The 12,730-nt window shown below is 50.2% G+C and carries 14 protein-coding genes; 5 read left to right on the top strand and 9 right to left on the bottom strand.

The features are described 5' to 3' along the window. The first annotated feature begins 71 nt into the window (after nucleotides 1-71). Complete coding sequence (locus IPF95_08480) at nucleotides 72-833, top strand: hypothetical protein (protein ID MBK6474735.1); 762 nt, start codon at nucleotides 72-74, stop codon at nucleotides 831-833. Nucleotides 834-903: 70 nt separating this feature from the next. After that, the gene (locus tag IPF95_08475) at nucleotides 904-1,512 is read left to right on the top strand and encodes a hypothetical protein (GenBank protein MBK6474734.1); all 609 of its coding nucleotides are present in this window, start codon (nucleotides 904-906) and stop codon (nucleotides 1,510-1,512) included. Nucleotides 1,513-1,556: 44 nt separating this feature from the next. On the opposite strand, the gene IPF95_08470 is transcribed toward IPF95_08475, so the two are convergent. Both IPF95_08470 and IPF95_08465 read right to left on the bottom strand, forming a co-directional pair. Beyond that, a complete protein-coding gene (locus IPF95_08470) occupies nucleotides 1,557-2,951 on the bottom strand; it encodes an MATE family efflux transporter (protein ID MBK6474733.1) in 1,395 nt (464 codons plus the stop codon). Nucleotides 2,952-3,083: 132 nt separating this feature from the next. Next, entirely contained in the window at nucleotides 3,084-3,986 is a 903-nt protein-coding gene (locus tag IPF95_08465; protein MBK6474732.1) for a T9SS type A sorting domain-containing protein, read from the bottom strand. Nucleotides 3,987-4,388: 402 nt separating this feature from the next. Here IPF95_08465 and IPF95_08460 point away from each other — a divergent pair, with 402 nt between their 5' ends. Then, nucleotides 4,389-5,480: an OmpA family protein gene (locus IPF95_08460; protein MBK6474731.1), complete on the top strand. Its 1,092-nt coding sequence runs from the start codon at nucleotides 4,389-4,391 to the stop codon at nucleotides 5,478-5,480. A 25-nt stretch (nucleotides 5,481-5,505) separates the two neighbouring features. Here the strand turns inward: IPF95_08460 and IPF95_08455 are convergent, their stop codons facing one another. The 5 genes from IPF95_08455 to IPF95_08435 all read right to left on the bottom strand — a co-directional run bounded on the left by IPF95_08455 (nucleotide 5,506) and on the right by IPF95_08435 (nucleotide 8,497). Further along, entirely contained in the window at nucleotides 5,506-5,784 is a 279-nt protein-coding gene (locus tag IPF95_08455; protein ID MBK6474730.1) for a hypothetical protein, read from the bottom strand. Between the two features lie 115 nt (nucleotides 5,785-5,899). Beyond that, the gene (locus IPF95_08450) at nucleotides 5,900-6,154 is read right to left on the bottom strand and encodes a DNA-binding protein (GenBank protein ID MBK6474729.1); all 255 of its coding nucleotides are present in this window, start codon (nucleotides 6,152-6,154) and stop codon (nucleotides 5,900-5,902) included. 129 nt (nucleotides 6,155-6,283) lie between these two features. Then, on the bottom strand, nucleotides 6,284-7,318 hold the full coding sequence (locus IPF95_08445; protein ID MBK6474728.1) for a T9SS type A sorting domain-containing protein: 1,035 nt from the start codon (nucleotides 7,316-7,318) through the stop codon (nucleotides 6,284-6,286). 142 nt (nucleotides 7,319-7,460) lie between these two features. Continuing rightward, nucleotides 7,461-7,865, bottom strand: a complete 405-nt coding sequence (locus IPF95_08440) for a hypothetical protein (protein ID MBK6474727.1) — start codon at nucleotides 7,863-7,865, stop codon at nucleotides 7,461-7,463. A gap of 134 nt (nucleotides 7,866-7,999) precedes the next feature. Continuing rightward, nucleotides 8,000-8,497 (bottom strand): hypothetical protein, encoded by a 498-nt coding sequence (locus tag IPF95_08435; protein MBK6474726.1) that lies wholly within the window; start codon nucleotides 8,495-8,497, stop codon nucleotides 8,000-8,002. A gap of 34 nt (nucleotides 8,498-8,531) precedes the next feature. Between IPF95_08435 and IPF95_08430 the strand changes: the two genes are divergently transcribed. Further along, nucleotides 8,532-8,972 (top strand): hypothetical protein, encoded by a 441-nt coding sequence (locus IPF95_08430; protein ID MBK6474725.1) that lies wholly within the window; start codon nucleotides 8,532-8,534, stop codon nucleotides 8,970-8,972. 17 nt (nucleotides 8,973-8,989) lie between these two features. Here IPF95_08430 and IPF95_08425 read toward each other — a convergent pair whose 3' ends face one another. Next, a complete protein-coding gene (locus IPF95_08425; protein ID MBK6474724.1) occupies nucleotides 8,990-10,672 on the bottom strand; it encodes a formate--tetrahydrofolate ligase in 1,683 nt (560 codons plus the stop codon). A gap of 190 nt (nucleotides 10,673-10,862) precedes the next feature. Here IPF95_08425 and IPF95_08420 point away from each other — a divergent pair, with 190 nt between their 5' ends. Then, complete coding sequence (locus IPF95_08420; protein MBK6474723.1) at nucleotides 10,863-11,468, top strand: intradiol ring-cleavage dioxygenase; 606 nt, start codon at nucleotides 10,863-10,865, stop codon at nucleotides 11,466-11,468. A gap of 36 nt (nucleotides 11,469-11,504) precedes the next feature. Here IPF95_08420 and IPF95_08415 read toward each other — a convergent pair whose 3' ends face one another. Then, nucleotides 11,505-12,719: a 3-phosphoshikimate 1-carboxyvinyltransferase gene (locus tag IPF95_08415; protein ID MBK6474722.1), complete on the bottom strand. Its 1,215-nt coding sequence runs from the start codon at nucleotides 12,717-12,719 to the stop codon at nucleotides 11,505-11,507. Nucleotides 12,720-12,730: the final 11 nt, after the last annotated feature.

Genomic DNA, 12,730 nt, shown 5'->3' with positions numbered 1-12,730 from the left:
AATGATCGAAGCGTACCTACGAAAACCGAATACCGACCACAGTCCTACCTTTGAGCCTCGTTGATCCAGCAATGCGCCAATTCCTACTATCGCTAACCTTTCTTTTCTCTTTCCAAGGGTTTACCCAGCTCAACAATTGGGATCCATCGTGGTACGCTACGGATTCAGCGTTGGTCTTTCATGACGATCTGGACTTCTACTTGAATGCATATACCAAGAAGGAGATCAAGAAAATGCGCAAGCAGGTGAACATGTGGCGTATGAATTTCGACAAGATGATGCGCACGACGATCCGCGAGGTGCGTAGTTACAGCGAAGGCGGGGGGATGGTGCCAAAAACACATGATCTGGAACTTCCAGTGGTGATCAGCGGTGGCACCTATTCTTTAAGCGGAAATGCGGGTAGGATCAGGGCATTCATGTTCGTCAGCATTACCAGTCCGCCGGCGCGTGTGCAGATGGAACGCTGGACCGCATTGGCAAAGAAATATGCAAATGAGGACGTGGACCTGTTCGTAGTTTACGGCAGGGAAATGCATCCATCCGACAAGGGTGATTTCAAGAAATTTCCTATCCCTACCACGATTGAACAGAAGACCCAGTACGCTGCACAGTTCTCACAACTAGGCGAATTACCTGTGCTGTTAGATGGCATGGACGATGCAACGTTCAACAACTATGGCCGTGCACCCAATGGCGCCTATCTGGTGGATAAGGATGGCAACCTTGTTTTCCGCAGCACTTGGGCCGATGCACGGAAGATCGAGCACATGATCGATACGTTGTTGAAGTGGTACAAGGCCGGAAAGCCGAAGAATTTCATTCCGAAGTAGTACGGGGAACGATCGGTGAAGAGCAATCAGCTACATTGAATTTCCTTAGTGTATTAAACTGCGGAACATAATGATGCGTCTTCTTGTACAGTCATTCATAGTGTTGTTCCTTTTTGGATGTAACCACGTGATTCGATCCATAGACCTAGAACAAAAAAGCAAGACGGATGAAAGCATTGTGTCAGGCCATAAAACCTACGTCATTCGTGGTACTATTCAAACCACAAGAGGAGAGCCTTGCTCTGGCGTAATCGCTTGCGTTTCAGATACCGGTATCTACACTGGAACGCAAACAGGTCCTGTTTCTGACTTTTTCGAGATCCGTCTAAGGCCAGAACAGTTCAAGATGCTTCGCGCATTACAAATTACTGCAGCTTGTTGCGATACGATCATTGAAAAGTTCAACGGAGCAACGTACACGGATTCGATAATTAAGAGAGGATACAGGCTCTACATTGAGCCGCAAAAGTTTATGGTCATGTACCGCCAATCAGATCATCCCGCTGAATCGGAGCCTGTTGATACAATCTGGTTCAAGCCTCCAATTACCAGCCCCTTCAAGACCAGTTTCATTATACTCCCCAAATACATCGAACAAGACCACGATTTGAGAATGCCGGTTGACACACTATGGCCTGCCAAGGATGGCACCTTTGAAGTACCGTTCAAGAAGAAATAGTCGAGACCAAAGGCAATTTGAGGTCTAGGGAGATCGATCGCCGATCACACCTGCATCAGTTTCCACTTGCCGCGTTTGAACAGCACAACGCTTAACACCGCAAGCGCACTTTCGCTGATGGCTATCGACGCGAATACACCGTGAGGTCCCCATCCAAGTGTCTGGGCAAGGAACCAACCGAGCGGGATCTCCAGCATCCAGAAGCAGACCACATTCATCCACGTGGGCGTAAGGGTATCACCTGCACCATTGAATGCCTGGGCCAATACCATTCCATATCCGTAGAAAAAGTAGCCTAGGCAAATGATGCGCAATGCGTCAACACCAACGCTGATTATTTCTTGTTCAGTGGTAAAAAAGCTGACCAACCACGGTGCAGTGATCCAGAAAAAGATCGCGACGCAGGTCATGAAGATCATGTTGTAATGACCACATAACCACGCGGATCGTTCGGCGCGTCCCGGTTGTGCCGCACCGAGGTTCTGCCCTACTAACGTACTTGCGGCGTTTGCCATTCCCCAAGAAGGAAGTATGGAGAATATGATGATCCGCACTGCGATGGTATACCCTGCAACCGCCGCACTCCCGAATGCAGCAATGATGCGGACCATGAACACCCAACTCGCAGACGCGATGAGGAATTGCGCGACTCCCCCGGCAGAGATCTTCAGGATATTCAGCATAACGCTCGGGTCCAAAGCGAGGGCAATGCCGCGTACGGTGATCCGCCCCTTGCCGCTGAACAAATGGTACAATTGATAGACCACTCCACTACCTCTACCAATGGTCGTAGCAAGTGCTGCACCTGTAACGCCGAGTCCTTGGATCGGACCAATTCCATAGATCAACAAAGGGCATAATATGATGTTGAGACCGTTTGCCAATGCTAGTGATCGCATGGCCATGGCTGCATCGCCTGCTCCGCGAAAGATCGCATTCACCGCAAAGATCAACAGGATAACGATGTTACCACCGAGCATGATCCGCATATAGGGAGTGCCCATTGTCACCACTTCTGGTTCGGCTCCCATGATGCGGAGGATCTTCTCTGGCATTATCAGACCGGGGATCGCGATCAGTATCCCTAACAGTACGGTAAGCAACATGCCTTGCATGGCTGCACGCGATGCCCCTTTAGGGTCCTTCTCGCCTACCCTTCTTGCTACCAACGCCGTAATGCCCATCCCCAGGCCCCACGCGAGGGAATAGACCAACATCATCACCCCTTCCGTAAGACCAACTGTTGCGATCGCTTCTTTGCCGAGTTTGCTCACGAAGAAAATATCCACCAATGCGAACACAGCTTCCATGCCCATTTCAAGGACCATCGGAATACAGAGCAGAACGATCGCATGCCTCACTCCGATCTTCGTGTAATCACGCTCCTCGTTGCCATCGAAGCTTTCGCGGACAAGGTTGAATATTCTGGCCAAAGTCATTTAAGGGGCGCAAAAGTGCGAAGAAAAGGAGCTATATCCAGTTGGCAGTTGGCCGTGGGCAGTTTGCAACTGCAAACTGCAAACTGCGCGCTGCTGGTTTCACACTGCCAACTTCCCACTACAGGCTGCGACCTAATACAAGACGAACTTATGGGATGACCCTTTGCCTTGTTGATCAATGATCTTTACCACATAGGCGCCACGATCCCATGCGTTCATTTCGATAAGAAGATCGGCATTGATCATGCGCCATGTACCCAACGCGCGCCCGGCAACTTCAAAGACTGTTACTTGAGCCGACGAATGCTTCGGACCCACCTGTTGGATGCTTAAAAGACCAGAATTTGGATCCGCAAAAACAATGAATCTGTTCTGCTGTGGTTGGGTATCTAGCTCGCCCAGATAAAAGGCACAATCCCCTGAACCGCCTATGTTGCTACCGAACTGCACGATCCCGTTATAGGTCATGCAAACAAGTTCGCCATTGCCTGAAACACTTCCGCATGTATTGGTGAATTGAAATCCTCCTGTGCTACCAATTCCTTGGATCCAATAATCTCCAGTCCAACCTGGTGAAGATGGGCAGGACAAGGCAATTCTCTTCCGTGGGGTTCCATTGATCGTTATCGTATCAACATCATGAATGAGAACATCTTCCATCCACCAAGAGAAAACAGATAGCACAGTATCTCCAGGCATTACATCAAAGTCGCACCATATGGCGGGTGTAGTACTACCCTGATCACAAATGAATACTTGGCCTGATCCATTGTCGCGTAATGCACCAATGTAATCACTGGGACCACCGGTATTCGATGTCAAGAACAGCTTTTTGAATACATCACCTGCAATAACTGTATCAGGATCGGTTTGATCATAGTGGTAATAGTAACCCAAGATCGAAGCCCACGGGTATTGTAAATATGTGTTCAACCATGTAGCATTTGAATCCGGAATGGCATCGAATTGTGCATTGCCAGAAAGAATCGATAGCGATGCTATCAAAAATGTCAATGGGCGTAAGTTGTTCTTCATTGTGCAATTCTTTCAGGCCATCAAGATAACGAGTAATAAGACTATGATGCCTTTTATAAAATTCACTGAACAAAGTGTGTAAAGCGAGAATGAGTGGAATCTGCTGTTAACAATAAATTCTCGTCATCGAAGCATTGGCGCGCTGAACGTTTGCCATGCTTACATCCTCACTATGTTCGCTACTACAGCTATGGTCTTTGAAGTGCCCACGGCCAACTCATCACCCACCGATCAACGATCCATAGTTAAAACCCAGCTCCGGTTTACACAAAAGAGCAAGAAACACCCAATAAATTTGACCTTATGTGTACTCGATCATTTTTCATTTCTCTTGGTTTGGCGACCCTGTCTCCGACCATATCCGCACAGAATCTTCTTCAGCGGGCGCTGCAGAACGACACGATGCCGAATCTGGTTGTCAATCCTGGCTTTGAAGGATCACAACGCGTGTATTGCGGTTGGACACAGGATGTCGCCAAGTTCAACACGAACATGATCGGATGGAGCAGCCCTACGCAGACCACGCCGGACCATTTCAGTACCAAGAACGAGAACACCTGTTGGGCGCATCCGAGCAAACATAGCAATGGCAAACAATCAACACACACTGGTGATGCCATGATCGGGATCAAGACCTACGGCCTCGGCAACACGCCTACATTCTGGCACGAATATGTACAGGCTGAGTTGCCCGAACCCTTGATCGCTGGTACCCGTTACATCGCCGAATTCTGGGCATTGCGCGCTGTGCGGAGCAATGAAGCCAGTAATAATATCGGTCTGCTTTTCACTGATACGCCCATAAGCACACGTGATTGCTTGCCGCTGTACCTGACACCCACAGTGAACGAGGAAAAGACCGTAAAAGGTGGATGGCATAAGGTGAGTGGCGTGTTCGATGCGACCGGTGATGAAAAGTTCCTGGTGCTCGGAAATTTCTACGGTGATGAAGCTACGAACATTGAGAAATTCGACCAAGGCGAGCGCGGGGCATACTATTATATCGATGATGTGAACATACGAATTGCGCCGGAAGGTGCAGCCCTTTCGCCGAAACCAAAGGAAAGCATACCGCCTCCACCAAAGATCGTTGTGCCACAGCACACAAGCAGCAAAGAAGTCGCTATCGAAACCGTGGAACCTACAGTTGGTACCAGCGTACGTTTGGACAATGTGCAATTCGAGTTCGATAAGGCCGTTCTGCTTCCCGGTTATGAGGACGAGCTCACCAAGTTGGTGGACATGCTAACTGACTACCCATTCCTTCGCGCAGAGATCGAAGGGCACACGGACGATGAAGGCACCGACGAATACAACATGAAGTTGAGCAATGATCGAGCTAAAGCCGTAGCTGACCATTTGCTTAAAAAGAAAGTGGAAAAGGAGCGTATCACGTGGAAAGGCTACGGTGAATCGAAGCCGCTAGTTCCGAATACCAATGATGCGAACAAAGCCGTGAACCGCAGGGTAGAGTTCCGGATCATTGAGCGATAGTTGGAAGTTGATCGACCACAGGTCTTCAGACCCAGCCTTGCCAGAATGCGAGCCGAGCGAATAGCGCCAATGCTGCCAAAGTGAATGCCATCAACATGGCCACGCGCCAACGACTGCTGTGGTATCGCCGTGCGAATAGTAATGCAACAATGCCTAGGACGATCAACACGGAACTTGCCGCTTTGAGCCAATAGCCATCCCAAATATCAATTACCGAAGCGGCACTGGCAAGCACCAATAGAATGATCACGACCGTACTACGCCATCTATGCTTTTTCGCTATATCGTTCTCTGACTTCGTCATTACATCCCTGCACGATCCGGATCAAGCCCTCTGGATCACGTATACCTTTTTGCTGATCGGTAGAAAAAGTGAACGGCCCACCTCAGTAGACCGTTCTCTTATTTTTGGAAAAGGTTCAGGCGTGAACGGGCTTTTCGTTCAAGATCCTATGCGCAATATCCAGGATCCGCGTATCGTCCAAAGCGATCACACCTCCGTCTGGTCCTTCTTCAACATGCACACCCATTGGTCTTCCATTGGCGTAACTGTATCCACCGAAATAGTTCCAAACGGTCTCTACGTTAAGCTCAAGTTCCTTCGCAATGCGATGGATGCTTCCATCAGGTAAAGTATCCTTGATCTTGCGCAACTCATTGAAAGTGATGTTCATAATGGGAGCTGGTTTTTATTTGTGAACCCTAAATCTAAGTCTCAAATAGACAGATCCCAAATGGGTTTGGCACAAATAGTGTTGGCGCGGGTATGAGCCGCGCCAACACTGAACACCTACTCCAATAGCCTACTGAGCGCGAACGAAACGGCTGAACTGAGCAGTTTTGTCCAAGGCAAGCATGTAAACCCCTGGACTTAGTCCACTCACATCGATCGTTGCGTTGGATGGGATCTTTCCGGATAGAACTACGCGTGAAGCTGAGTCCATGATCCGATAGGTGCGCGCATTGGTCGTATTGGCGATCTGGATCGTGTTCGTAGTTGGATTCGGCGAAATGGTAAGTCCTCCGATCGCGCTTAGATCAGCAACTCCTGTTATGCAGTCATCAACTGTTTCGAGCGTAACGGTACTGGTGGATGTATTCGGGATACAGATCAGTGAATTCACTGCATCAAAATCAATATCCGCAGGATTCGCTACTGTCCAACCCATATTGGTCTGTGTTCCACTGGCGATCTCCAGGCGCGTAATCGCATCCGGCGTCCATGATGCGAGGTAAAGGTTACCAAAACAATCGCGCGTGATCCCGTCGATGTTGGACAATGTCGTAGCGAACGTTTGCCCCGGCGTGCCGTCCAATTCATAAGCTTTTACCGGTGCATTCGCCCCCCAGAAAGCGACCCAAAGCAGATCGGTATCCGGATCATGAACAATGCCATTCGGTGTGCCATTGGTATTGGCCACTAAGGTCGAAGAGGTAGCCGCATCCACATCTACTTTAAAGATCTTGTCCCCGTTGAAATCCGTGACATAAATGAACATACCATCCGTTGCGATGCCATTCAAGAATGTACCTCCTGTATTCACATTGAACACTTCAGCACCCGTAGCCAGATCGAACCCGCGAACACGGCCACCAGCACAGGCATAAAGGGTATTCTCAAGGATCTCCAGACCGTACGGTCCGGAAGGGATACCAGTAGCGAAAGAAGTGATAACACCCGCTTGATCACGCGCAACGATCGTACCATCACCGGAATTGGAAACGAGGTAACGATTGTATGCCGGATCATATTCAACGCTTTCCGGGCTGGTGAGGCTTTGGGCGTTGAGAGAAAGCGCTACGAGGGTGGCAAAGGACAGAGTAAAGAGTTGGCGCATCAAGGTTCAGGGATTATTTAGTTCGGCGAAAATAGGGCATTGATGATGGACTGTATCTTATGAAGATGTATGCAACATGCTGTGATAGCTTCAAAAAAAAGAAAACTCGCCACCAACCTAATACCAACCCAAGAAAGCATGCTCAATTCCCTGACACCTCGTCGGAGTCATCTTCACGATCATCCGATCCCGACACCACTACGCCTTTGATCGGCATTTCGGCATAGCGGTTCCAGTTGTAAACGGAAGTTTGTTTCTGCTCGCGCGCAAAGCGTTCGGCGTTCTGCATGTCCGTGAACAAGCGACAGCTGGTGTAGATCACATGGCCATCCGGCTGGCGTTGCCCACTGACTATGCTGTCGTTATCGACAGCATGTGCGAGCACTTTCGCAAGGTCCACAGGACCATCTGCGCTGTCGATATTGTAGGCCACGACAATGTCGGTTATCACATACGAGTCACCGCGTACATGGTAGCTGAAACGTTCTTTGCGTGCTCCAATGGCGCGCAGGCGTTCCATCATCAAGGTAGTGGTTCTATCGCTCATAAGTGACATGTAGTTCTTCGGCTTGCCCCATGTAGAACGGGACCGCTAAGGTTGATCCAGAGCAGCGTTCAAAAGCTTGAATACTAGCGCGATCCATTAACAACGATCTGTCGCTAAGTCATCAACCCACTGGATCACAGGCCGAAGGAAATTCCTGCTCCGTGTGGAATGACCATCTTCATTGCACCTGTTTCCGAACGATCGGATCCAGAAAAAGACCGGGTATAGGCATAACCGTAGTTCCACGTATCGGTGATCGTGATCGTAATGGTATCAGCTGGCGGGTCGACTTTGACACTTCCTTCTTTCTTGACACGGGGGTTTGTAAGCTCGAGAACGCAATCACTTATCCAGCGCACCGTGTAGCGCACTTTGTGCCGCGTGGCCCTGTTCGTTTCCACATGGCTATTGCCGCGTCGCAATATCCGTATACCTTCCTTATTTCCGCTAATTATTTCTTGTTTGGTACGAGTGCCTTCCTCGAATGTGCCGTGTATGAACGTGCGGCAAGGTGGCGCTTGAGCGAGAACAATACCCGTTACCATGAAGACCATCGCGCAGATGGTTGACCGTACCAGCATGTTCGAACAAAGATCAACATAACCAGTGACCGTTACTTTAAAAAGGTCCATGCATTCTCTCTTTCGACATCCAACCCTATTCACGATGAACCTGACCAAGCAAACCATGAAAACCGCAGAACGTTCTCTCCTGATCATCGCCCTACTTGGCTTCGGCATGAAAATGCTTCACCTTCCAACGGCAGCGATCGTATTGACCATTGGATCCGTGCTCTTGGCAACGCTCTATTTCCTTCGGGGAAAAACCATGATACCTGAAACGAACAGAGATCGAAGCCACCTACCGATCATTACCCTGGGCAGTGTTTCACTTGGCGTAAGTGTACTTGCGCTTCTACTGAAGGTTCAGCATTGGCCATTTGCAACCTCATTCGCACTGTTGGGTGTTGTATTGTGTGCTGCAACCATCTTCGCCGTTACGACTTCACGGAAACCTTCACCACGTGAAACGTTCAAGCGTTTGCTCCTTCGTGTGGTACCAGCTTTGTTACTTGTGGGTGTTGTCGCACTGATGCCGTTCATCTAACAGGCGGCTCGCATTGATCACGACAACCCGGTAACCACGCCGTTCTCGTCGATGTCCATGTGTTCGCTTGCAGGCACTTCCGGCAAGCCCGGCATACGCATCATCTTTCCGAGGACAGGTACCACGAAACCAGCTCCAGCGGCGATCTCGATATCATTCACGGTGATCTCGAATCCAGTAGGTGCTGCAAGAAGTTTAGGGTCGTCGCTGAAACTGTATTGTGTTTTGGCGATGCATACCGGCAGACCTTCCAGACCGAGGTTCGCGATCCGCCGGAGGGCCGTCCGCGCTGCCTCGCTGTAGTTCACTGCATCGGCGCGGTAGATCTCCTTCGCAACCACCGCGATCTTCTCCTCGATGGTAAGCGCCAGGTCATAAAGCAATTTGAATTTGGAACCACCAGCTTCCGCAACTTGGATGACCGCTTTTGCCAGATCCTTCATGCCTTCGCCGCCTTCAGCGAAGCCTTTCGCTACGACCGCTTCGGTGCCGCGTGCACTGCAATACGCTTTGATCAGTTCGATCTCATCTGCCGTATCCGTTGGAAAATGGTTGATGGCCACCACGGCCTTCACACCGAATTTCTCCATATTCTCAATGTGTCTACCCAAATTGGCAAGACCTGTCTTTACACGATCGGGCGCAGCATTGTTCACTTCCTTGATATCCGAACCACCATGGAAACGCAGCGCACGGACAGTCGCCACGATCACCACGGCATTGGGTTCCAGACCAGCTGCACGGCATTTGATATCGAAGAATTTCTCAGCCCCGAGGTCAGCGCCGAAACCGGCTTCAGTAACCACATAATCCGATAGGCTGAGACCCATTTTCGTTGCCAACACGCTGTTCACTCCTTGAGCAATGTTCGCGAACGGACCACCGTGGATGATCGCAGGGTTCCCTTCCAAGGTCTGCACCAGGTTCGGTTTGATCGCATCCTTCAACAAAAGCGCCATCGCTCCTTCTGCTTTCAGATCGCGTGCATACACATATTTTTTTCCTTCCGCGTTGCTATTCCCAACGAAGATGTTACCCAACCGAACTTTCAGATCCTCGATGCCCGTAGCCAAACACACGATCGCCATCACCTCACTGGCTGCTGTAATGTTGAACCCATCTTCCCGTGGAATACCGTTCCCGGTACCTCCAAGTCCGATCACGATATCCCGCAGTGCGCGGTCGTTCATGTCGATCACCCGTTTCCAAGCAATGGTCCGTGGATCGATCCCAAGATTTCGTTTTTTGCTCTGGATGTTGTTATCGATCAACGCGCTCAACAAGTTGTTGGCCTTTTCGATCGCCCCGAAATCACCCGTGAAATGCAAGTTGATATCTTCCATCGGCACCACTTGCGCATAACCGCCGCCGGCAGCGCCACCCTTCATCCCGAATACCGGACCGAGTGATGGTTCACGCAGTACGGCCATCGCTTTCTTACCCACTTTATTCAACCCTTCGACCAGGCCGATGGTCGTGGTGGTCTTGCCCTCACCGGCAGGCGTAGGCGACAACGCGGTAACCAGGACAAGCTTACTTTTTTTGATCTTGGCCTCATCGATCAAGTTCAATGGAAGCTTGGCCTTGTACCTGCCGTATTGCTCGATCACCTCAGGGTCCACACCCAATGACTGCGCAATAGTGTTTATGTGTTTCATCTGCGCTTTTTGCGCGATCTCAAGGTCTGAAGGGAATGCCATATTTTTCACGGAATAGATCAAGTACCAATACATACGACCACCTATCCGCGATGGTCGCGCAGCTGGTTCATCCGTGCGAAGATGGGGATGATCATCGAAATGGCCAGTGACAATCTTTCGATCACCCGAACTTCACTTATCATTTCGTTACTTTTCACTTGAACCCGAATTATACATTGAAAGCGAGCAAATGAAACCCCTCATCGCGTTCTTGATCCTATCGCTGTTCCAGTGCAGTGGTAAAACGGAACATGAAACCCCAAGCACAACCACCACACGACAGGTAGGCGGACCATGTGATGGGTGCGACCTTTTGTATGAAGGCCAGCCACCGCTAGCAACGCTCGTCCCCACACTTGAACTAGCGTCGGGATCCGAACCCGGTGATCAGCTGGTGATCAAGGGTAAGGTGGTCCAGATCGATGGGAAAACACCAGCTGAGAACGTCATACTTTATATCTATCACACGGATGAGAACGGGCGTTACAGCCCGGGAAAGCAACAGACCTTAGGCTTGCGCCATGGTCATTTACGCGGTTGGCTGAAGACCGGAGCTGATGGCCATTTCACGTTTAAGACCATCCGCCCTGCCGCATACCCGGAAAGCAAATTCCCTGCACACATCCACATCTTTGTGAAGGAGACGGATAAGAACGCATACTACATTGATGAAGTCCGATTCCTTGACGACCCAAAGCTCACTACAGAGGAAAGGAACAAAGCGGAACAGCGCGGTGGTGACCTCAATATTCCGCTGGAAATGGACAGTTCTGGTGTGTGGCAGGGCAACCTATAGATCACGCTAGGGAAGAATGTTCCAGGATATTGATGATCAGGAAATACGATAACCTGCCTGTCGCAGATCCTCCCAAAAACTCGGGTAGGATTTATTCACCACCTCGGGATCGTGGATGGTCACTTGGGGTAGAACAAGTGCCAACGGCGCAATGGACAAGGCCATGCGGTGATCGATATTCGGATCGAAGGGTAACGGGTGCTTGTTCTTGATCGACCCACTAAGTGAAAAGGTGCCATCGGAATGGACGGCAGTGCAACCCAATGCGTGCAGAACGGATGCCACTTCTTTTAGGCGATCGGTCTCCTTTACGACCAAGTTATCCAATCCGGTCAGTGTGGCATTGCATCCGCGTGCAGCGAGCGTAAAGGCCAAGGGTTGGAAGAGATCCGGAACGTGTTTCATCTGCACGGCTTGGTCGGGCCATTCATCGGGTACTTCGCGGTGCGTTAATCGCAACCCATCCGTTTCGAATTCCGCATTCACCCATGGTGCCCACAAACGCATGGCTTCACGATCGCCTTGGAGCGTTTCATCGTCAAGCCCTGTCAGGAACACATCAGCGCCGCGATCCATTGCGACCTGTTCGAACCAAAAGGCAGCGCTGCTCCAATCGGGCGGCACATTGTAGGTCACCTTCTTGTATGCACCGGGAAACACGCGTACACCATCCATTTCCAACCGTGGAAAAACCCCGAAGTGGGCAAGCATTTTCAACGTCATACTTACGAACGGTTCGCTCAATCGTGTTCCGGTCCAACGCATATCCAGCCCTTCTTCCATCATCGGTGCGATCAATACCAGCGCACTCAGGTATTGGCTGCTGATCGGCGAATCGAAATGTACTTTCCCGCCCTTCAGTTTCTTGCCCTTTATCTTGAATCCATTGGGTAGTTCTTGAATGTCAGCTCCCAAGGTGATCAATGCATTCACGAGATCCTCATGTGGACGTTCCAACAGGCGTGAAATGCCTGTGATAACGTGCTCTTCACCTTCCTGCACGCTGGCCCATGCAAGCAAAAATCGCAATGTGGTACCACCGGCGCCGCAATCCATTGTATGTGGTCTATCGCGCAACAATTGATGCAGAACGCGGGTATCATCACCCTCGCTCAAATTCTGTACGAGGTCCAGGTCTCCGATCAGCGAAGCCATGATCAACGCCCTATTGCTCACACTCTTGGAACGTGGCAGGTTGATCGTTGTCTTCAGCGATCCTGATGGTCGCTTGATGGTAATGGAAGTATGCATGTTAGTGAACC

Source organism: Flavobacteriales bacterium (assembly GCA_016704485.1).
Classification (GTDB): Bacteria; Bacteroidota; Bacteroidia; order Flavobacteriales_F; family PHOS-HE28; genus PHOS-HE28.
This window is presented reverse-complemented; position numbering and strand designations above follow the sequence as displayed.

What these genes read in the sequence shown, in the direction of transcription:
- IPF95_08440 (MBK6474727.1), bottom strand. Translation starts at nt 7,865, where the DNA reads ATGAGCGATAGAACCACTACCTTGATGATGGAACGCCTGCGCGCCATT.
- IPF95_08475 (MBK6474734.1), top strand. Translation starts at nt 904, where the DNA reads ATGATGCGTCTTCTTGTACAGTCATTCATAGTGTTGTTCCTTTTTGGA.
- IPF95_08420 (MBK6474723.1), top strand. Translation starts at nt 10,863, where the DNA reads ATGAAACCCCTCATCGCGTTCTTGATCCTATCGCTGTTCCAGTGCAGT.
- IPF95_08465 (MBK6474732.1), bottom strand. Translation starts at nt 3,986, where the DNA reads ATGAAGAACAACTTACGCCCATTGACATTTTTGATAGCATCGCTATCG.
- IPF95_08470 (MBK6474733.1), bottom strand. Translation starts at nt 2,951, where the DNA reads ATGACTTTGGCCAGAATATTCAACCTTGTCCGCGAAAGCTTCGATGGC.
- IPF95_08450 (MBK6474729.1), bottom strand. Translation starts at nt 6,154, where the DNA reads ATGAACATCACTTTCAATGAGTTGCGCAAGATCAAGGATACTTTACCT.
- IPF95_08460 (MBK6474731.1), top strand. Translation starts at nt 4,389, where the DNA reads ATGCCGAATCTGGTTGTCAATCCTGGCTTTGAAGGATCACAACGCGTG.
- IPF95_08435 (MBK6474726.1), bottom strand. Translation starts at nt 8,497, where the DNA reads ATGGACCTTTTTAAAGTAACGGTCACTGGTTATGTTGATCTTTGTTCG.
- IPF95_08445 (MBK6474728.1), bottom strand. Translation starts at nt 7,318, where the DNA reads ATGCGCCAACTCTTTACTCTGTCCTTTGCCACCCTCGTAGCGCTTTCT.
- IPF95_08415 (MBK6474722.1), bottom strand. Translation starts at nt 12,719, where the DNA reads ATGCATACTTCCATTACCATCAAGCGACCATCAGGATCGCTGAAGACA.
- IPF95_08430 (MBK6474725.1), top strand. Translation starts at nt 8,532, where the DNA reads ATGAACCTGACCAAGCAAACCATGAAAACCGCAGAACGTTCTCTCCTG.
- IPF95_08480 (MBK6474735.1), top strand. Translation starts at nt 72, where the DNA reads ATGCGCCAATTCCTACTATCGCTAACCTTTCTTTTCTCTTTCCAAGGG.
- IPF95_08425 (MBK6474724.1), bottom strand. Translation starts at nt 10,672, where the DNA reads ATGGCATTCCCTTCAGACCTTGAGATCGCGCAAAAAGCGCAGATGAAA.
- IPF95_08455 (MBK6474730.1), bottom strand. Translation starts at nt 5,784, where the DNA reads ATGACGAAGTCAGAGAACGATATAGCGAAAAAGCATAGATGGCGTAGT.